This is a genomic window from Agrococcus sp. SCSIO52902 (assembly GCF_022983135.1).
In the GTDB taxonomy this organism is placed as follows: Bacteria; Actinomycetota; Actinomycetes; order Actinomycetales; family Microbacteriaceae; genus Agrococcus; species Agrococcus sediminis.
In genome coordinates this window covers 2,520,492-2,537,852 of sequence record NZ_CP095269.1, presented here as the reverse complement: position 1 = coordinate 2,537,852, position 17,361 = coordinate 2,520,492, and the positions used below count along the sequence as shown (strand labels likewise).

The 17,361-nt window shown below is 73.5% G+C and carries 21 protein-coding genes and 1 riboswitch; of the genes, 18 read left to right on the top strand and 3 right to left on the bottom strand.

All coding sequences use genetic code 11. From position 1 onward, the window contains the following. The first annotated feature begins 20 nt into the window (after window positions 1-20). The 4 genes from gatC (at window position 21) to MU522_RS12500 (ending at window position 3,767) form a co-directional block, all read left to right on the top strand. On the top strand, window positions 21-320 hold the full coding sequence (gene gatC / locus MU522_RS12515; RefSeq protein ID WP_146356921.1) for an Asp-tRNA(Asn)/Glu-tRNA(Gln) amidotransferase subunit GatC: 300 nt from the start codon (window positions 21-23) through the stop codon (window positions 318-320). Beyond that, window positions 317-1,867, top strand: coding sequence for an Asp-tRNA(Asn)/Glu-tRNA(Gln) amidotransferase subunit GatA (gatA, locus tag MU522_RS12510; protein ID WP_246991450.1), 1,551 nt, complete (start codon window positions 317-319; stop codon window positions 1,865-1,867). The genes gatC and gatA overlap by 4 nt, the downstream gene beginning before the upstream one ends. After that, window positions 1,864-3,375 carry an Asp-tRNA(Asn)/Glu-tRNA(Gln) amidotransferase subunit GatB gene (gatB, locus tag MU522_RS12505; protein WP_246991448.1) on the top strand — a complete coding sequence of 504 codons (1,512 nt, stop codon included), beginning with the start codon at window positions 1,864-1,866 and terminating at the stop codon, window positions 3,373-3,375. Before gatA ends, gatB begins: the two co-directional genes overlap by 4 nt. Window positions 3,376-3,494: 119 nt before the next feature. Further along, entirely contained in the window at window positions 3,495-3,767 is a 273-nt protein-coding gene (locus MU522_RS12500) for a GlsB/YeaQ/YmgE family stress response membrane protein (protein ID WP_246991446.1), read from the top strand. Between the two features lie 62 nt (window positions 3,768-3,829). Here MU522_RS12500 and MU522_RS12495 read toward each other — a convergent pair whose 3' ends face one another. Continuing rightward, window positions 3,830-4,756, bottom strand: coding sequence for an LLM class F420-dependent oxidoreductase (locus MU522_RS12495; protein ID WP_246991444.1), 927 nt, complete (start codon window positions 4,754-4,756; stop codon window positions 3,830-3,832). An 86-nt stretch (window positions 4,757-4,842) separates the two neighbouring features. On the opposite strand from MU522_RS12495, the gene MU522_RS12490 reads away from it, so the two are divergent. The 3 genes from MU522_RS12490 (at window position 4,843) to MU522_RS12480 (ending at window position 8,122) form a co-directional block, all read left to right on the top strand. Next, complete coding sequence (locus MU522_RS12490) at window positions 4,843-5,877, top strand: LLM class F420-dependent oxidoreductase (RefSeq protein ID WP_246991442.1); 1,035 nt, start codon at window positions 4,843-4,845, stop codon at window positions 5,875-5,877. Between the two features lie 15 nt (window positions 5,878-5,892). Then, complete coding sequence (locus MU522_RS12485; protein WP_246993558.1) at window positions 5,893-6,738, top strand: DUF3097 domain-containing protein; 846 nt, start codon at window positions 5,893-5,895, stop codon at window positions 6,736-6,738. Window positions 6,739-6,832: 94 nt separating this feature from the next. Further along, entirely contained in the window at window positions 6,833-8,122 is a 1,290-nt protein-coding gene (locus MU522_RS12480; RefSeq protein WP_246991440.1) for a hypothetical protein, read from the top strand. Window positions 8,123-8,192: 70 nt separating this feature from the next. Here the strand turns inward: MU522_RS12480 and MU522_RS12475 are convergent, their stop codons facing one another. Continuing rightward, window positions 8,193-8,954 (bottom strand): SGNH/GDSL hydrolase family protein, encoded by a 762-nt coding sequence (locus tag MU522_RS12475; RefSeq protein ID WP_246991438.1) that lies wholly within the window; start codon window positions 8,952-8,954, stop codon window positions 8,193-8,195. A gap of 46 nt (window positions 8,955-9,000) precedes the next feature. Continuing rightward, window positions 9,001-9,110: riboswitch (TPP riboswitch) on the top strand. Between the two features lie 23 nt (window positions 9,111-9,133). Here MU522_RS12475 and MU522_RS12470 point away from each other — a divergent pair. From MU522_RS12470 to MU522_RS12450, 5 genes are read left to right on the top strand one after another with little or no spacing between them, the layout of a single operon-like run. Continuing rightward, entirely contained in the window at window positions 9,134-9,760 is a 627-nt protein-coding gene (locus MU522_RS12470; protein ID WP_246991436.1) for an ECF transporter S component, read from the top strand. Further along, window positions 9,757-11,202 (top strand): ABC transporter ATP-binding protein, encoded by a 1,446-nt coding sequence (locus MU522_RS12465; protein ID WP_246991434.1) that lies wholly within the window; start codon window positions 9,757-9,759, stop codon window positions 11,200-11,202. Before MU522_RS12470 ends, MU522_RS12465 begins: the two co-directional genes overlap by 4 nt. Then, on the top strand, window positions 11,199-11,960 hold the full coding sequence (locus MU522_RS12460) for an energy-coupling factor transporter transmembrane component T (RefSeq protein WP_246991432.1): 762 nt from the start codon (window positions 11,199-11,201) through the stop codon (window positions 11,958-11,960). Before MU522_RS12465 ends, MU522_RS12460 begins: the two co-directional genes overlap by 4 nt. Next, window positions 11,957-12,466, top strand: coding sequence for a hypothetical protein (locus tag MU522_RS12455; RefSeq protein WP_246991430.1), 510 nt, complete (start codon window positions 11,957-11,959; stop codon window positions 12,464-12,466). Before MU522_RS12460 ends, MU522_RS12455 begins: the two co-directional genes overlap by 4 nt. Window positions 12,467-12,514: 48 nt before the next feature. Further along, on the top strand, window positions 12,515-13,579 hold the full coding sequence (locus tag MU522_RS12450; protein ID WP_246991428.1) for an NAD(P)-dependent alcohol dehydrogenase: 1,065 nt from the start codon (window positions 12,515-12,517) through the stop codon (window positions 13,577-13,579). A gap of 18 nt (window positions 13,580-13,597) precedes the next feature. Here the strand turns inward: MU522_RS12450 and MU522_RS12445 are convergent, their stop codons facing one another. Continuing rightward, window positions 13,598-13,942 carry a metallopeptidase family protein gene (locus MU522_RS12445; protein WP_128190524.1) on the bottom strand — a complete coding sequence of 115 codons (345 nt, stop codon included), beginning with the start codon at window positions 13,940-13,942 and terminating at the stop codon, window positions 13,598-13,600. Window positions 13,943-14,024: 82 nt separating this feature from the next. Here MU522_RS12445 and MU522_RS12440 point away from each other — a divergent pair, with 82 nt between their 5' ends. From MU522_RS12440 to MU522_RS12415, 6 genes are all read left to right on the top strand, one after another. Next, a complete protein-coding gene (locus tag MU522_RS12440; RefSeq protein WP_246991426.1) occupies window positions 14,025-14,864 on the top strand; it encodes a siderophore-interacting protein in 840 nt (279 codons plus the stop codon). Then, window positions 14,861-15,142: a DUF3253 domain-containing protein gene (locus MU522_RS12435; RefSeq protein ID WP_246991424.1), complete on the top strand. Its 282-nt coding sequence runs from the start codon at window positions 14,861-14,863 to the stop codon at window positions 15,140-15,142. The genes MU522_RS12440 and MU522_RS12435 overlap by 4 nt, the downstream gene beginning before the upstream one ends. Before the next feature lie 248 nt (window positions 15,143-15,390). Then, window positions 15,391-15,606 carry a hypothetical protein gene (locus tag MU522_RS12430; RefSeq protein ID WP_246991422.1) on the top strand — a complete coding sequence of 72 codons (216 nt, stop codon included), beginning with the start codon at window positions 15,391-15,393 and terminating at the stop codon, window positions 15,604-15,606. 331 nt (window positions 15,607-15,937) lie between these two features. Further along, entirely contained in the window at window positions 15,938-16,288 is a 351-nt protein-coding gene (locus MU522_RS12425; RefSeq protein WP_246993556.1) for a hypothetical protein, read from the top strand. Continuing rightward, a complete protein-coding gene (locus MU522_RS12420; protein WP_246991420.1) occupies window positions 16,222-16,506 on the top strand; it encodes a hypothetical protein in 285 nt (94 codons plus the stop codon). Before MU522_RS12425 ends, MU522_RS12420 begins: the two co-directional genes overlap by 67 nt. Next, entirely contained in the window at window positions 16,485-17,222 is a 738-nt protein-coding gene (locus MU522_RS12415) for a hypothetical protein (RefSeq protein WP_246991418.1), read from the top strand. Before MU522_RS12420 ends, MU522_RS12415 begins: the two co-directional genes overlap by 22 nt. The last annotated feature ends 139 nt before the right edge of the window (window positions 17,223-17,361 follow it).

Sequence of the window (17,361 nt, the reverse complement as noted above, 5' to 3'; positions counted from 1 at the left end):
GGGGACGACCGAGGAGACGCATGTCCGAGATCACCCGCGAGGAGGTCCAGCACCTGGCTGGACTGGCCCGCATCGCGCTCACCGACGACGAGGTGACGAGCCTCACCTCCGAGCTGTCGAAGATCGTCGACGCCATCGCCGAGGTGCGCGAGGTCGCCGGGCCCGATGTGCCCGCCACGAGCCACCCCGTGCCGATGGCCAACGTCATGCGCGACGACGAGGTGGGCGAGACGCTCACGCGCGAGCAGGTCTTCGCCGGCGCGCCGAGCCACGACGGCGAGCGGTTCCGCGTCTCGGCGATCCTGGGGGAGGAGCAGTGAGCGCCGACCTCACCCGCCTCGCCGGGCACGAGCTCGCCGGGCTCCTCGCCGCCGGCGAGGTCTCGAGCGTCGAGGCGACGCAGGCGCACCTCGACCGCATCGCCGCGGTCGACGGCGAGCTGCACGCCTTCCTGCACGTCAACGCCGGCGCGATCGACCAGGCGCGCGCGATCGACGAGCGACGCGCGAGCGGCGAGCAGCTGCACGAGCTCGCGGGCGCGCCCGTCGCCATCAAGGACGTGCTCTGCACGGTCGGCATGCCCTCGACCTCGGGCTCGCGCATCCTCGAGGGCTGGGTGCCGCCGTACGACGCGACGCCCGTCGCGCGCCTCAAGGCTGCGGGCCTCGTGCCGCTCGGCAAGACCAACATGGACGAGTTCGCCATGGGCTCGTCGACCGAGCACTCCGCCTACGGCCCCACCCGAAACCCGTGGGACCTCGAGCGCATCCCGGGCGGCTCGGGCGGCGGCTCGGCGGCGGCGGTCGCTTCCTTCGAGGCGCCGTTCGCGCTCGGCTCCGACACCGGCGGCTCGATCCGGCAGCCGGCGGCCGTGACCGGCACGGTGGGCGTCAAGCCCACGTACGGCGGCGTGAGCCGCTACGGCTCCATCGCGCTCGCCTCGAGCCTCGACCAGGTCGGGCCCGTGACGCGCACGGTGCTCGACTCGGCGCTCCTGCACGACGTCATCGGCGGCCACGACCCGCACGACTCGACGAGCCTCGACCGCGACTGGCCGTCGTTCGCCGCCGCCGCCCGTGAGGGCGCCGCCGCGGGCGACCTGCGCGGCCTGCGCGTGGGCGTCGTGCGCGAGCTCGACAGCGACGGCATCGCCGCCGACGTCGACGCGCGCTTCCAGGAGGCCGTGCAGCTCATGACGGATGCGGGGGCCGAGGTCGTCGAGGTCTCCTGCCCGTCGTTCGCGTACTCCGTCGCCGCGTACTACCTGATCCTCCCCGCCGAGGCGTCGAGCAACCTCGCCCGCTTCGACTCGGTGCGCTTCGGGCTCCGCGTCGAGCGGCCGGGCCAGACGGTCGAGGATGTGATGGGCGCGACCCGCGAGGCCGGGTTCGGCCCCGAGGTCAAGCGCCGCATCATCCTCGGCACCTACGCGCTCTCGGCCGGCTACTACGACGCCTACTACGGCTCCGCGCAGAAGGTGCGCACGCTCATCCAGCGCGACTTCGACGCCGCCTTCGCGCAGGCCGACCTGCTCATCAGCCCCGCGGCGCCCACGACGGCGTTCAAGCTGGGCGAGAAGCTCGACGACCCGCTCGCGATGTACGTCAACGACATCACGACGATCCCCGCGAACCTCGCCGGCATCCCCGGCATGGGGCTCCCGATGGGGCTGGGCGACGACGGCCTGCCCGTCGGCCTGCAGCTGCTCGCTCCGATGTTCGAGGACGACCGGCTCTACCGCGCCGGCGCCGCCATCGAGGCGCTGCTCGCCGAGCGCTGGGGCGGCATCCTCACCACCAAGGCACCTACCCTTCGAGACGCCGCCGGCGGCTCCTCAGGGACCGACCGCACGGAGGCGGCGCGATGAAGGACAAGCTGATGGACTTCGACCGGGCGCTCGAGCTCTTCGAGCCCGTGCTCGGGTTCGAGGTGCACGTCGAGCTCGGCACGCGCACGAAGATGTTCTCGGCGGCGCCGAACCCCGCGCATCCGGACTTCCACGACGTGGAGCCGAACACGCTCGTCGACCCGCTGAGCCTGGGCCTCCCGGGCAGCCTCCCCGTCGTCAACGCGCTCGCCGTGCGGCACTCGATCGCGCTGGGCCTCGCGCTCGGCTGCGAGATCGCCGAGTCGAGCCGGTTCGCGCGGAAGAACTACTTCTACCCCGACGTGCCGAAGAACTACCAGATCTCGCAGTACGACGAGCCCATCGCGTTCGAGGGGCAGGTCGAGATCGAGCTCGCCGACGGGCGTCGGGTGACGATCCCCATCGAGCGCGCGCACATGGAGGAGGACGCCGGCAAGCTCACGCACGTGGGCGGCTCGACCGGCCGCATCCAGGGCGCCGAGTACTCGCTCGTCGACTACAACCGCGCAGGCGTGCCGCTCGTCGAGATCGTGACCAAGCCGATCTTCGGCGCCGAGCACGACGCGCCCGAGCTCGCCAAGGCCTACGTCGCCGCGATCCGCGACATCGTGCTCTCGCTCGGCATCTCCGAGGCGCGGATGGAGCGCGGCAACCTGCGCTGCGACGCCAACGTGAGCCTGCGCCCCCGCGGCCAGGAGCGCCTCGGCACGCGCACCGAGACGAAGAACGTCAACTCGATGCGCTCCGTCGAGCGCGCCGTGCGCTACGAGATCCAGCGGCAGGCGGCGATCCTCGCCGACGGCGGCACGATCACGCAGGAGACCCGCCACTGGCACGAGGACACCGGCACGACGAGCGCCGGCCGCGTGAAGTCGGATGCCGACGACTACCGCTACTTCCCCGAGCCCGACCTGCTGCCCGTGCAGCCGAGCCGCGAGCTCGTCGAGGAGCTGCGCGCGCTGCTGCCCGAGCAGCCCGTCGCGCGCCGCCGGCGACTGAAGGGCGACTGGGGCTTCAGCGACCTCGAGTTCCAGGACGTCGTGAACGGCGACATGCTGCACGTCGTCGAGGCGACCGTCGCCGCAGGCGCCGCCCCCCAGGCGGCGCGCAAGTGGTGGACGGGCGAGCTCGCGCGCGTCGCCAACGAGCGCGGCGTCGACGCGTCGACGCTCGTCGAGCCGGCCCACGTGGCAGAGCTGCAGCGCCTCATCGACGAGGGCACCCTCACCGACCGGCTCGCCCGCCAGGCGCTCGAGGGCGTCATCGCGGGCGAGGGCAGCCCGAGCGAGGTGGCGGCTGCGCGCGGCCTGCAGGTCGTCACCGACGAGTCGGCGCTCGTGGCGGCGGTCGACGAGGCGCTCGCGGCCCAGCCCGACGTGCTGCAGAAGATCCGCGACGGCAAGGTGCAGGCGGCCGGCGCAGTGATCGGGGCGGTCATGAAGGCGATGCGCGGCCAGGCCGACGCGGCCCGGGTGCGGGAGATCGTCTTGGAGCGCGCTAGCAGCTGACCAGGAACTCTCCAGGAATCTTCAAGGTACCGGGGTACGCTCATTCCTGGTTCCCCGAATTGCGGGGGCCCAGCGGAGTGAAACCCTTGCACCGCTGTCTCGGAGAAGGGACCACACACATGGGCATTCTCGGTTGGATCGTCCTCGGCCTCATCGCTGGGGCCATCGCAAAGCTGATCCTCCCCGGCCGTCAGGGCGGCGGCTGGATCATGACCCTCATCCTGGGCGTCGTCGGAGCACTGCTCGGCGGCTGGCTCGGATCGATGATCTTCGGTGTCGGCCTGGAGGACTTCTGGTCGCTGCAGACGTGGATCGTCGCGATCGTCGGCGCGATCATCGTGCTGCTGGTCTGGGGCCTCGTGACGAAGAACCGCGGCCGCACGAGCGCCTGACGCTCGACGCACCGCAACGAAGGGGGCTGCCTGCGGGCGGCCCCCTTCCGCATGCCCGGGCCCTACCGGGCGACGGGCGAGACGCCTGCGAACGACGCCAGCTCGTCGAGGTGATCGAGGTCGCCGAGGTCGAGCACCTGCAGGTAGACCCGCTCCACGCCGTCGTCGGCGAGGTGTCCGAGCAGGTCCTGCACCTCGCTGCGCGTGCCCGCCACGCCGTGCTCGCGCAGCTCCGCCGACTCGCGGCCGATCGCCGCCGCGCGCCGCGCGAACGACGCCTCGTCCTCGCCGACGCACGCGACGAGCGCCACCGAGCGCACGACGGGCCGCTCGCGCTCGGCGCGCTCGATGGCGCGGTCGAGGGCGGCGAAGAGGGGCCGGATGCGGTCGAACGCGGGGAACGAGAGGTTGTGCTCGTCGGCGAACTCGGCTGCGAGGCGCGGGGTGCGCCGCTCGCCCAGCCCGCCCACGATCACGGGGATGCGCTCCTGCACCGGCTTCGGCAGCGCCGGGGAGTCGTCGAGGCGGTAGTGGTCGCCGTCGAACGAGAAGCGGGCGCCGCGCGGCGTCTGCCACAGGCCCGTCACGATCGCCAGCTGCTCCTCGAGCAGGTCGAAGCGGCGCTCCGGGAAGGGGATGCCGAGCGCCGAGTGCTCCTCGGCGAACCATCCGGTGCCGAGCCCGAGCTCCACCCGCCCGCCCGACATCTGGTCGACGTTCGCGACCTGCACGGCCAGGATGCCCGGCTGCCGGTAGGTGACGGAGGAGACGAGCGTGCCGAGCCGCACCCGGTCGGTGTCGCGCGCCAGCCCCGCGAGCGTCGTCCACGCATCCGTCGGCCCGTAGCCGGGGTCGCCGTCGCCCATGCGCAGGTAGTGGTCGGAGCGGAAGAAGCCGTCGAAGCCGAGCTGCTCGGTGCGCAGCGCGACCGCGAGCAGCTCGTCGTAGGAGGCGCCCTGCTGGGGCTCGGTGAAGATGCGGAAGTCCATGGGCCGAGCCTACGGAAGCGGCCCGCGGCTCGTGCATCCGGGACAAGCGGGCGGATGCGCGGGGCGGGGCTTGGCAGGATCGCACCATGGACTACGGCTACATGCTCGGCTACTGGCGATCGGCCCCGCCCGCGGGAGCGCTCGAGGCGGTGCTCGCAGCGGAGCGGCTCGGCTTCGACTCGGTCTGGACGTCGGAGGCGTACGGCTCGGACGCGTTCACGCCGCTCGCGTGGTGGGGCGCGTCGACGTCGCGGATCCGGCTCGCGACCGGCATCGCGCAGCTCTCGGCGCGCACCGCGGCCTCGACGGCGATGACCGCGATGACGCTCGACCACCTCTCGGGCGGCCGCGTCATCCTCGGGCTCGGCGTCAGCGGGCCGCAGGTCGTCGAGGGCTGGTACGGCCAGCCCTTCCCGAAGCCGCTCGCGCGCACGCGCGAGTACGTCGCGATCCTGCGCAGCATCATGGCGCGCGAGGCGCCCGTGACGGCGCCAGGGCCGCAGCTGCCGCTGCCGCGCACGGGGGAGGGGACGACGGGGCTCGGCAAGCCGCTCATCTCGACCCTCCACCCGCTGCGGCCGCGCATCCCCATCCACCTCGCCGCCGAGGGGCCCCGCAACACCGCGCTCGCCGCCGAGATCGCCGACGGCTGGTTGCCGTTCCTCCACTCGCCCTCGCAGGACGCCGCCTCGCGCGCGCTGCTGGCGGAGGGGTTCGCGAAGCGCGACCCGTCGCTGCCGCCGGCGGAGGCGTTCGAGGTGTCGGTGCCGGTGCCGATCGTCGTCGACCGCGACGTCGAGGCGGCTGCCGACCGCGTGCGGCCGATGATCGCGCTCTACGTCGGCGGGATGGGCGCGAAGGGCGCGAACTTCCACTTCGACGCCGTCGCGCGGCTCGGGTACGAGGAGGCGTGCCTGCGCATCCAGGAGCTCTACCTCGAGGGCAGGAAGGCCGAGGCGATCGCGGCGGTGCCGACGGCGCTCGTCGACGAGATCGCGCTCGTCGGCCCCATCGAGCGGGTGCGCGACGGGCTCGCGCGCTGGGAGGCGTCGGTCGTGACGCGGATCCTCGTGCAGGGCGACCTCGCGGCGCTCGAGGCCGTGGCGAGGCTGCGCGGCTAGGATCGACCGGTGCTCGTGGACTGGGAATCGTGGGGCGGCGACGTGCTCTCGCCCGAGGCGAAGGCCGCCCGGCGCCCCGCGCCGCCCGCGCGCGTCGCCGCCGAGCGCGACCTCGTGGTCGAGCGCGTCGACGGGTTCGTCGGCGCCGTCGTCGGCATCGAGGCCGGCCACGTGCGCCTCGAGGACCGCGCGGGCAGGGTGCGCCTGTTCCCGCTCGGGCGCGGGTTCCTGGTCGACGGCACGGAGGTCGAGCTCGTCCCGCCCACGGCGACCCGGGCGGCGGCGCCGACCCGCACCGCGTCCGGCTCGCGCGCGGTCGAGGGGCTCAAGGCCCGCGTCGCGCTCCCGAGCCGCATCCTCGTCGAGGGCACGCACGACGCCGAGCTCGTCGAGCAGGTCTGGGGCCACGACCTGCGCGTCGAGGGCGTCGTCGTCGAGCCGCTGCACGGCGTCGACGACCTCGCGGGCATCGTCGCCGAGTTCGCCCCGACGCGCTCGCGCCGGCTGGGGATCCTCGTCGACCACCTCGTGCCCGGCTCGAAGGAGACGCGGATCGCCGAGGCCGTCATGCGCGGACCGCACGGTGCGCACGTGCGCGTCGTCGGGCATCCGTACATCGACATCTGGCAGGCGGTGAAGCCGGCGCGCCTCGGCATCGAGCGGTGGCCGGATGTGCCGCGCGGCGAGGACTGGAAGCGCGGCACGCTGCGCCGCCTCGGCATGCCGCACGAGAGCCAGGCGGATGTCGCGCACGCGTGGCAGCGGATCCGCGGCCGGGTGCGCGACTGGAACGACCTCGAGCCGGCCCTCCTCGCCCGCGTCGAGGAGCTCATCGACTTCGTGACGGCGCCCGCCGGCTGAACCCGTCCAATCCGCTCGCCCGAGGGCGGCGAACCCCTGATGCACGCAACACGACGAGGGATGCAGGGCATCCCCAGCACAGAGGAGTCGCACCATGCGGAAGTCCATCTTCCTCCGGACGGCGGTCGGTTTCAGCGCCGCCGCCGTGATCCTGGGGGCGAGCGCGTGCTCGTCGCCCGCCGACCCGGGCACGAGCACGGCCCCCGAGACCTCGGCGTCGCCGATGGAGACCCAGTCGGGCTCGATGCTCATGCCTGCCGGCACCGGCGACCCGTTCGCCGACGCGCGCACCGCCGCCGGCCACATGCCCATGACGGCCACGACGCTCGCCGGCGGCTTCGTCGGCGCGCTCGACATCCCCGGTGAGGCGGAGTCCGACGCGGCCAACCTGCGCGCCGACCTGACGTCGCTCCTCCAGGAGCACGTCTACCTCGCCGGCATGGCGGTCGCGACCGCCTACCACGCGGGCGCCGACTCGGCCCAGTTCGAGGCTGCTGCGGCAGCGCTCGACACCAACTCGGTCGACCTCTCCGAGGCGGTCGCGTCGCTCTCCGACGAGGAGCAGGGCGCGGCGTTCCTCGAGCTGTGGCGCCAGCACATCGGCTTCTTCGTCGACTACGCGGTGGCCGTCAAGGGCGGCGACCAGGCAGCGGCCGACGAGGCGCTCATGCAGCTGCAGGGCTACACCGAGGAGGCCGGCGCGTTCTTCGAGTCGATCTCCGGCGGCGAGCTGCCTGCGGACGCGGTCGCCGAGAGCCTGACGATGCACGTCGACACGCTCAGCGCCGCCATCGACGCCTTCGCGGCGGGCGAGCCGAACGCGACCGACGTGCTGCAGGAGGCCGCGGGCCACGTGGTCATGTCGGCCGAGACGCTCTCCGGCGGCCTCGCCGCCGCAGCGGGCCTCGAGGGCGACGTCTCCGACGAGGCCTCGACGCTGCGCTCGCAGCTGGTCGCGGGCCTGCAGGAGCACGTCTACCTCGCCGGCATCGCGGTCTTCACCGCCTACACGGCCGAGGGCGGCCCCGAGTCGCCCGCGTTCGAGGGCGCTGCCGCGACGCTCGACGCCAACTCGGTCGCGCTGAGCGAGGCCATCGGCTCGCTCGCCGGTGAGGAGAACGGCACGGCGTTCCTCGAGCTGTGGCGCGAGCACATCGGCTTCTTCGTCGACTACGCGGTCGCGATCGCGGGCGACGACGCCGCCGGTGCCGAGCAGGCGCTCGCCGACCTCGACGACTACCGGCCGACCGCCGGCGCCTTCTTCGAGGAGATCTCGGCGGGCGAGCTGCCGGCCGACGCGATCGCGGAGGGCCTCGGCATGCACGTCGAGACGCTCGCGGGCGCGATCGACTCGCTCAAGGAGCAGCTGGTCGACGCCGGCTGACGGACGCACCATCCATGAGGGCGAGGGCCGCGGCGGGAGCCGCGGCCCTCGCTCGTGCGCCGAGGGGCGCTCAGACGATCGGCGGCACCTCGACGAAGGCGGGCAGCTTCGGGTCGCGGCCGTCGCCGGAGGAGCGGCCGGTGAAGCGCCGCCCGAGCCACGGCAGCACGTACTCGCGGTAGTACATGAGGTCGCGGCGGCCCTCGGCGGTCGACGCGCCCGCGAGGTCGCGCCAGGCCTCCGGCGCCGGCATGCCGAGCGCCCGCAGCACGTTGCGCGCGACGTGGGCGTGGCCTGCGGCGTTGAGGTGCAGGCGGTCGCGCGACCAGAAGCGCGGCGCGGCGAGCTCGGGGTCGGACCAGTTGTCGACGTAGGGCGCGTCGAGGTCGCCGATCCGCGACTCCACCGCGCGCGCGAGCGCGTCGCCGCGCCGCTGCATGACTGCGCCGATCGGCATCACGCCGCTCGGGTTGCCGCCCGAGAGCAGGATGGGGCGGATGCCCGCGGCGGCGATGCGGTGGGCGGCGTCGGCGAGGCGCTCGCCGACGTGCTCGATCGAGACCTTCGGGCGCAGGATGTCGTTGCCGCCGCCGTTGATGCTGATGGCGTCCGGCCCGAGCGCGATGGCCGCGTCGAGCTGCTCGTGCACGATGGGCCCGAGCTTGCGGCCGCGGATGGCCAGGTTCGCGTAGCGCACCGGCGCTCCCTGCGCCGAGGCGAGCCCGGCGGCGACGAAGTCGGCCCATCCGCGCACCGAGCCGTCGGGCAGCTCGTCGCCCACCCCCTCGGTGAAGCTGTCGCCGATGGCCACGAACGATCCGATGCGCTGCACCCTCCCAGCCTAGGTGCCCCGTCCGCCGCCGCGGCGGGGCTAGAGTGGCTGTCGACACGGGAGTCCGGTGCGCCGGGCTGAGAGGAAGGCCGAAGCCTTCGACCGTCAAACCTGATCTGGATCATGCCAGCGCAGGGAGGACACTGCACCCGTGCCATCTCATCCGAGGAAGGCACCGAATGACCACCGCACCCACCGCATCCGCCCCGTCGACGGCGCCCGCGCGCACCCGCACCCGCTGGCGCGTCGTCGACATCGTCGTCGCCGCCGTGCTCGGCGTCGCCACCGGCCTCCTGTTCGTGCTCTGGAACAGCGTCGGCTACGCCTGGTTCACCGCCATGGACGCGCTCACGCCCGGCTTCGGCGGCCTCGCCGTCGGCATCTGGCTCATCGGCGGCGTGCTCGGCGGCCTCATCATCAGGAAGCCCGGCGCCGCGCTGTTCGTCGAGCTGCTCGCCGCGAGCGTGTCGATGCTGCTGGGCAGCCAGTGGTCGATCGAGACGGTCTACTCCGGCATCGCGCAGGGCCTCGGCGCCGAGCTCGTCTTCCTGCTCTTCGCCTACCGCCGCTTCGGGCTGCCGGTCGCGATGCTCGCGGGCGTCGGCGCGGCCGTCGCCGCCTTCGTGCTCGAGCTGTTCCTGAGCGGCAACCTCGCGAAGAGCCCCGAGTTCCTCGGCATCTACCTCGGCAGCCTCGTCGTCTCCGGCGCGCTGCTCGCCGGCCTCGTCGGCTGGCTGCTGACGCGCGCGCTCGCCGCGACCGGCGTGCTCGACCGCTTCGCGTCGGGGCGGTCGCGCGCCCGGTGACCGGCTCCCGCATCCGCGCGCGCGGGTGGGGCTGGCGGCACGCAGGCCGCACGGTGCCCGCCGTCGCCGGGCTCGACCTCGATGTCGAGCCCGGAGAGCGCGTGCTGCTGCTCGGCCCCTCGGGCGCCGGCAAGTCGACCCTGCTCGCGGCGCTCGCGGGTGTGCTGGGCGGCGAGGACGAGGGCGACGAGACCGGCGACCTCGCCGTCGACGGCGCGCACCCGGCCGGGCTGCGCGGCTCCGCCGGCCTCGTGCTGCAGGATCCGCAGGCCAACACCATCCTGTCCCGCGTCGGCGACGACGTGGCGTTCGGCTGCGAGAACCTCGCCGTGCCGCGCGACGAGATCTGGCGGCGCGTGCGCGAGGCGCTCGCCGCGGTCGGGCTCGACGTGGCGCTCGACCGGTCGACGGCGGCGCTCTCGGGCGGCCAGCGGCAGCGCCTCGCGCTCGCGGGCGTGCTCGCGATGCGGCCGGGGCTCATCCTGCTCGACGAGCCGACCGCCAACCTCGACCCCGAGGGGGTCGTGGAGGTGCGGGATGCCGTGGCTCGCGTCGCCGCCGAGACCGGGGCGACGCTCGTGGTCGTCGAGCACCGCGTCGAGACGTGGCTGCCGGTCGTCGACCGCGTCGTCGTGCTCGCGGCAGGAGGCGGAGCGGTGGCCGACGGCTCGCCGGCCGCCGTCCTCGACGCCCACCGCACGCAGCTCGCGCACGACGGCGTCTGGGTGCCGGGGCTCCCGGTCGAGGTCGCCCGCGGCGGCCGGCATCCGGGCGAGGCGCTCCTCGTGGGGGAGGCGCTGCGCTCCGGCCGCGACGGCGCCGCCGTGCACGAGCCGCTCGACGTGCAGGTGCGCGCGGGGGAGGCGCTCGTCGTCACCGGGCGCAACGGCGCCGGCAAGTCGACCCTCGCGCTGACGCTCGCCGGCCTGCTGCCACCGGTCGCGGGCGCCGTGCGGGCCACTGCGCCGCTGCGGCGCGAGCTCGCGGCCGAGGCGCCCATCCGCTGGCGGCCGAAGCAGCTGGCGAGCCGCATCGGCACGGTCTTCCAGCAGCCGGAGCACCAGTTCGTCGCCGCGCGCGTGCGCGACGAGGTCGCGGCGGGGCTGCGGGCGCTCCGGCTGCCCGAGCCTGAGGTTGACGCGCGCGTCGGCGGGCTGCTCGCCGCGCTGCGGCTCGACGCGCTCGCCGACGCCAACCCCTTCACGCTCTCCGGCGGCGAGCAGCGCCGGCTCTCGGTGGCGACGGTGCTCGCGCCCGCGCCGCGCGTGATGGTGCTCGACGAGCCCACGTTCGGCCAGGACCGCCGCACGTGGAGCGAGCTCGTGCGCCTCATCGCCTCGCTCGTAGACGACCGCGGCTGCGCCGTCGTCGCCGTGACGCACGACGCCGACGTCGAGCGCGTGCTCGGCGACCGCGTGCTGCGGCTGGGCGGCGAGCGGTGAGCGCGCTCGCTCGGGTCAACCCGGTCACGCCGCTGCTCGCGGCGGTGCTCTACTCGATCCCCATGCTGCTCACGATCGACATCGTGAGCGCCGCGGTCGCGCTCGCCGCGTGGTTCGTGGTCTTCGCGGCCGCGGGCATCGGGCTCCGCACCGTGCTGCGCCGCACGTGGCCGCTGCTCATCGCCGCGCCGCTGTCGGCGGTGAGCATGCTGCTCTACGCCGAGCCGGCCGGGCGCATCCACGCCCAGGTCTGGCTCGCCACCATCAGCGACCGCTCGATCGAGCTCGCGCTTGCGATCGGGCTGCGCGTGCTCGCGCTGGGCGTGCCGACGCTCGTGGCGCTCGTGGGCCTCGACCCGACGCGGCTCGCCGACGGGCTCGCGCAGGTCGCGCGCCTGCCGCACCGGTTCGTGCTCGCGGCGCTCGCCGGCACGCGGCTGTTCGGCGTGCTGGCCGAGGACTGGCGGCAGATCGCGCTCGCCCGCCGGGCACGGGGCCTCGGCGACACGGGCGCGGTGCGGCGCGCGCTGCAGGCGGCCTTCGCGCTGCTCGTGGTTGCGCTGCGCCGCGGCGGCACGCTCGCGACTGCGATGGAGGCACGCGGCTTCGGCGGCGCGGAGCGCACCTGGGCGCGGCCCTCGACCGTCGGCCGCGCCGACGGGCTGCTGCTGATCCTGGCGATCGCCGTCGCGGCGACCGCGATCGGGGCGTCGCTCGCGGCAGGATCGTTCGCACCGGTGTGGGAGGGGGCGCAGTGACCATCACGATCGTCGACGGGCGCTCCGGCTCGGGCAAGACGGCCCTCGCCGAGCGCATCGCCGCCGGCTCCGGTGCGCGCATCATCCACATGGACGACCTCTACGCCGGCTGGCACGGGCTCGCGACCGGCTCGCGGCTGCTCGAGCGCGGCATCCTCGCGCCGCTCGCCGAGGGGCGGCGCGCCGTCTGGCGCCGCTGGGACTGGGCGGTGGGCGACTGGGGCGCCGAGGACAGCGCGGAGCCCGGCGAGGCGCTCGTCGTCGAGGGCTGCGGCTCGCTCACGCTCGAGAGCCGCGAGCATGCCGACCTCGCGATCTGGCTCGAGGCGCCCGAGGCGGTCCGGCGGGCGCGGGCGCTCGAGCGCGACGGCGACGACTCGTGGTGGATGCTTTGGCGCGAGCAGGAGGACGCGCACATCGCCGCCAACGGCCCGGTCGCGCTCGCCGACGAGGTGCGCGACACCGCGGGGCCGCCGCCGGGCGGGCTCCCTGCATCCGGCGCGTAGGCTTGCCGCCGGCATCCGCCGATGCCGCACGATCCTCGAGGAGGCCGCATGCCCATCCCGACGAAGGCGCTGCAGAAGACCGCAGCCGACCAGCCGTTCCGCGTCGCCACGATCGAGCGCCGCGACCCGCGCCCGAACGACGTGGTCATCTCCATCCAGGCCGCCGGCATCTGCCACAGCGACATCCACACCATCCGCGACGAGTGGGGCGCCGCGCCCTTCCCGCTCACGGTCGGCCACGAGATCGCGGGCATCGTCGAGGCCGTCGGCGACGCGGTCACGCGCCACGCCGTCGGCGACCGCGTCGGCGTCGGCTGCCTCGTCGACTCGTGCGGCGAGTGCGAGCAGTGCCTCGCCGACGAGGAGCAGGACTGCCTGAACGGCGCCGTCGGCACCTATGCCGCCGTCGACCGCGACGGCACCATCACGCAGGGCGGCTACAGCGAGCGCGTCGTGGTCGACGAGCGCTTCGTGCTGCGCATCCCGGATGGGCTCGAGCTCGACGTCGCGGCGCCGCTGCTCTGCGCCGGCATCACGCTCTACTCGCCGATCGACCGCTGGGGCGTGGGCCCCGGCAAGAAGGTGGCCGTCGTCGGCCTCGGCGGGCTCGGCCACATGGGCGTGCAGCTCTCGGCCGCGAAGGGCGCCGAGGTCACGGTGCTCTCGCGCAGCCTCGCGAAGGCCGAGCTCGCGAAGGAGCTGGGTGCCGCCAGCACGATCGCGACCGGCGAGGACGGCTGGGCCGAGGCGCACAAGGGCGAGTTCGACGTCATCCTCAACACCGTGAGCGCCGACCTCGACCTCGGCACCTACCTGTCGATCCTCAAGCCGCACGGCGCAATGGTGAACGTCGGCCTGCCGCCGGCGCCGCAGCCGCTGCACCTCGGCTCGCTCATCATGGGCGGCAAGGTGCTCGCGGGCTCCAACATCGGCGGCATCCGGCAGACGCAGGAGATGCTCGACTTCTGCGCCGAGCACGGCATCGGCGCCGTCATCGAGCGGATCGGCATCGACGACGTGGATGCCGCGTACGACCGGGTGGTCGACGGCGACGTGCGCTTCCGCTTCGTCATCGACACCACGGCGCTCGCCGACGCGACGCCTGCCGCGTAGCGGGCGAGGGGTGGGCGGCTACGCCCACCCCAGCTCGTGGAGCTGCTCGTCGTCGATCCCGTAGAAGTGCGCGATCTCGTGCACGAGCGTCGTGCGCACCTCGGCGCGCAGCTCCTCGAGCGTCTCGCTCGCGTCGAGGTGCGGCAGCCGGTAGACCATGATGCGGTCCGGCAGCTCGCCGAAGCCGTACTGCCCGCGGTCGGTGATCGCGACGCCCTCGTAGATGCCGAGCAGGTCCTCCTCGGGGTGCTCGTCCTCGACCAGGAACACGACGTTGTCGAGATCCTCGACCATCTCGTCCGGCAGCGCGTCGAGCACCTCCGTCACGAGCTCCTCGAACGCCTCGTGGCCCATCTCGAGCATGCGTCCCCCTCGGCTGTGCGCGATGCGCTCGAGCCTATCGACGGCCGCCGGGCGCGAGCCCGCTGCTAGCGTCGGGAGCACCATGAGCATCCCCGGCCGCCCGCCCCGCCCGAAGCGTCCGCAGCACGTCATGGAGGTCATCCGCACCGAGCGCATCGGTCCGAGCCTCGTGCGCGTGTGGATCGGCGGGGGCGGGTTCGCGACGTTTGCGCCCAACGCGTTCACCGACGCCTACGTGAAGCTCTCGTTCGCGAAGCCCGAGCTCGGCCTCGAGCCGCCCTACGACCTCGCGGCGCTGCGCGAGTCGCTCGCCCCCGAGGACCTGCCGGTCACGCGCACCTACACGGTGCGCGCGGTCGCCGACGACGCGCTCGCGATCGATGTCGTCGTGCACGGCGACGCGGGGATCGCCGGCCCGTGGGCGGCCCGGGCGCAGCCGGGGGAGCGCGTGGTGCTCAGCGGCCCCGGCGGCGCCTACGCCCCCGACCCGACGGCCGACTGGCACCTGCTCGCGGGCGACGAGTCGGCGCTGCCCGCCATCGCGAGCGCGCTCGAGGCGCTGCCGGCCGACGCGCGCGGCATCGCGATCCTCGAGGCGCGGGATGCCTCGGAGGAGATCCCGCTGCGGCACCCGGCGGGCGTCGAGGTGCGCTGGCTGCACCGCGGCGAGCCGAGCATCGCGACGACACGGCTGCTCGCCGACGCAGTCGCGGCGCTGGCGCTGCCGGAGGGCCGGGTGCACGCGTTCGTGCACGGCGAGCGGGAGTCGATGAAGGCGATGCGCGACGAGCTGCTCGATCGGCGCGGGCTGCCCCGCGACCGCGTGTCGCTCTCGGGCTACTGGGCGCTCGGCCGCACCGAGGACCGCTTCCAGGCCGAGAAGCGCGAGCCGATCGGCGAGATCCTGCCGCGTGAGGCATGAGCGCCGACGACGCCGCGATGGAGGCGGCCATCCTCGCGCTGCTCGCCGAGCGCCGCGACGGCGCCACCATCTGCCCGAGCGATGCGGCACGGCGCGTCGCGGGCGACGACCCGGCGGCGTGGCGGCCGCGCATGGACGACGCGCGGGCGGCCGCCGCGCGGCTCGTCGAGCGCGGCGAGGTCGTGATCACGCAGCGGGGGAGCGAGGTCGACCCCGAGCTCGCGCGCGGGCCGATCCGCATCCGTCGCACGCCGGATGCTGCGCCCGAGCACGAGTGAAGGCCCGGAGGATCTCCTCCGGGCCTTCATCTGGGTGCCTGGGTAGCACGTTCGGCAACTCCTCCCCGAAGACAAAGACCCTAGTCAACCGCATGAATCGTGGGGTCTACGAGGTCTCGCGGCGTCCCCAGATTGGCGCTTCAAGCGACGATCGGGGGCTAGTCGTGAGGACTGTCGAGACGGCTCAAACTTTTCTGACCGCTGCTGAGCGCAGCGCAATCGCTGCAGCGGGGCTGCCGCATTCAGGGATGAACTCGCTGTTCAACCTCGGCCCGACGATTCCGATGTCGGCCGCCTCGCCCGGTGACGTCATCTACTACGCCGACGGTGGCGTGGGGCGCGCGCACATCGGCATCTGCATCGGTGGTGGCCGTGCGGTGCATGGTGGCTGGTCCGGCTTCAACACCGTGATCGCCGGTGTCGACATCGGCGGTTCGGCCCCGGTGTTCATCGACATCACCTGAGCCTCCTGAAAGTCAGTGCCCGCCCGATTTGGGCGGGCACCTGCCTTCAGGTCGACCGGTTGTGCGGCATCGAGCGGTTCAGCGGATCTTCTCTTCGGCGACGTCGTCGCCGGCACGGGCGGCGTCGGCGGCGCAGTGGCGCAGGTGGTCCTCGAGGAGCCCGACGGCGGGCGCTCGAAGCCTCCTCCGGCGCGGCCGGTGGTGTCAACGGCTCCGGCGGAGCCGAGCACTACCCCTACGGCATGAGCTGCGGCAAGGACCTCACGATCATCGAGGCGTACGACGACGAGTCGACCAAGATGACGTGCGCGTGCCAGTGCGGCACCGCGAGATGGTGAGGCTCCGCGACCTATGCTCCGGCAAGCTCGTCTGGACGGACGACTGGCCCATGCGCTGGGCGTCCGAGAAGGTCGTGTTCAAGCCCTCCGGCGTCGACCACCAGTCGCCCAGCTCGTCCTTCCAGGTCGGTCTGGAGCTCGCACCGGTGTTCGGCTGGCAGCGGCCGCTCGACTCGATGCACGCGTTTGTCGGCTTCGGCGGTGTCGCGAAGATGTCGTCCTCGTGCGCCGGCGCCCCGGTGCCCGCCGACGCGCTCGCCGTCATCGAGGCCTGGCGTTGGGCATCTGGGCCGGCGTGTCGGCGAGCGCCCTCGGCATCGGGCCGCTGTTCGGCGCGGTGGTGAACGATTCGCTCGGCTGGCCATGGATCTTCCTTCTGAACGTGCCGCTCGGCGCCCTGGCTTGGCTCGTCACACGGCTGATCCTGCCGCGGCCAGGACCTGCCAGGGTGCGCAAGCGGATCGACCCCGTCGGGGTGCTCCTCTCGGCGATCGCGCTGGTCGGGCTCGTGCTCGCCGTGAATCAGTCGAGCAGCGGAGGGTGGTCCTCACCCCCGTCTTGATCCTCACCGCGATCACCATCGCTTCTGCCGCGCTCTTCGTGGTGCATGAACGGCGGACTCGAGACCCGCTCGTGGACCTTGGGCTGTTCCGAGACCGTGTGTTCACCGGTGCCGTCCTCGTCACGCTGCTCTCCACGGCCGTGATGTGCAGCCTGTTCTTCTTCCTGGCTCTGTACCTGCCGGCCGTGCTCGCGCTCTCGTCACTTCAAGCGGCGCTGAGTCTCCTTCCGCTGACCCTCGCCATCGTCCTCGTGGCGCCGCTCGTCGGCCCGCTCGCAGCGCGACTGACCAGCCGGACCGTCGTCACTGCCGGTATGCTGCTGCTGGCCGTCGGGCTCGTCGGTCTCGGAGCGCTCGGCCTCGGTGCCGGGGAGATCGCCCTCACGTTCTGGCCGGCGCTCACCGGGATCGGAATCGGGATCGCGCGCACTCCCACTACCGCGCCGGCCCTCAGCCCGGGTGCCGGTTCCGAGTACGGCATGGAGGCTGGGGTCCTCAATTCGGTTCAGGCCACCGGGCTTGCGCTCGGCATCGCAGTCATGAGCGTGATCATCGGCTCCTCGTTCGGTCCGAACGGCGCGTTCGCAGGCGGCATCGGCCCAGCGCATCATGCCGCCTTCCTCGAGGGATTCGCCATCGCTATCACGGTCAATGCCGGGATCGCCGTCGTGGCGGCGGCCCTTGCCGCAGGGCTCATGCGCCCCGCCCGGCGGTGATCGCGAGCGGACGCCCGGCTCAGCGACGGGCATCGGGCCGAGCGGGCCGCGGCTGAATGGACTCTGCACAGCGATCATCGTCCATGACGATCGTCTGCAGGGACCTGCACATCCTCATCCTCTGTCGCGAGGGGAGGGC

Excerpts from the sequence above, each read along its gene's own strand:
- MU522_RS12500 (WP_246991446.1), top strand. The coding sequence starts at position 3,495 with ATGGGCATTCTCGGTTGGATCGTCCTCGGCCTCATCGCTGGGGCCATC.
- MU522_RS12435 (WP_246991424.1), top strand. The coding sequence starts at position 14,861 with ATGAGCGCCGACGACGCCGCGATGGAGGCGGCCATCCTCGCGCTGCTC.
- MU522_RS12425 (WP_246993556.1), top strand. The coding sequence starts at position 15,938 with ATGGTGAGGCTCCGCGACCTATGCTCCGGCAAGCTCGTCTGGACGGAC.
- gatC (WP_146356921.1), top strand. The coding sequence starts at position 21 with ATGTCCGAGATCACCCGCGAGGAGGTCCAGCACCTGGCTGGACTGGCC.
- MU522_RS12445 (WP_128190524.1), bottom strand. The coding sequence starts at position 13,942 with ATGCTCGAGATGGGCCACGAGGCGTTCGAGGAGCTCGTGACGGAGGTG.
- MU522_RS12430 (WP_246991422.1), top strand. The coding sequence starts at position 15,391 with ATGAACTCGCTGTTCAACCTCGGCCCGACGATTCCGATGTCGGCCGCC.
- MU522_RS12490 (WP_246991442.1), top strand. The coding sequence starts at position 4,843 with ATGGACTACGGCTACATGCTCGGCTACTGGCGATCGGCCCCGCCCGCG.
- MU522_RS12450 (WP_246991428.1), top strand. The coding sequence starts at position 12,515 with ATGCCCATCCCGACGAAGGCGCTGCAGAAGACCGCAGCCGACCAGCCG.
- MU522_RS12470 (WP_246991436.1), top strand. The coding sequence starts at position 9,134 with ATGACCACCGCACCCACCGCATCCGCCCCGTCGACGGCGCCCGCGCGC.
- MU522_RS12495 (WP_246991444.1), bottom strand. The coding sequence starts at position 4,756 with ATGGACTTCCGCATCTTCACCGAGCCCCAGCAGGGCGCCTCCTACGAC.
- MU522_RS12480 (WP_246991440.1), top strand. The coding sequence starts at position 6,833 with ATGCGGAAGTCCATCTTCCTCCGGACGGCGGTCGGTTTCAGCGCCGCC.
- gatB (WP_246991448.1), top strand. The coding sequence starts at position 1,864 with ATGAAGGACAAGCTGATGGACTTCGACCGGGCGCTCGAGCTCTTCGAG.
- MU522_RS12440 (WP_246991426.1), top strand. The coding sequence starts at position 14,025 with ATGAGCATCCCCGGCCGCCCGCCCCGCCCGAAGCGTCCGCAGCACGTC.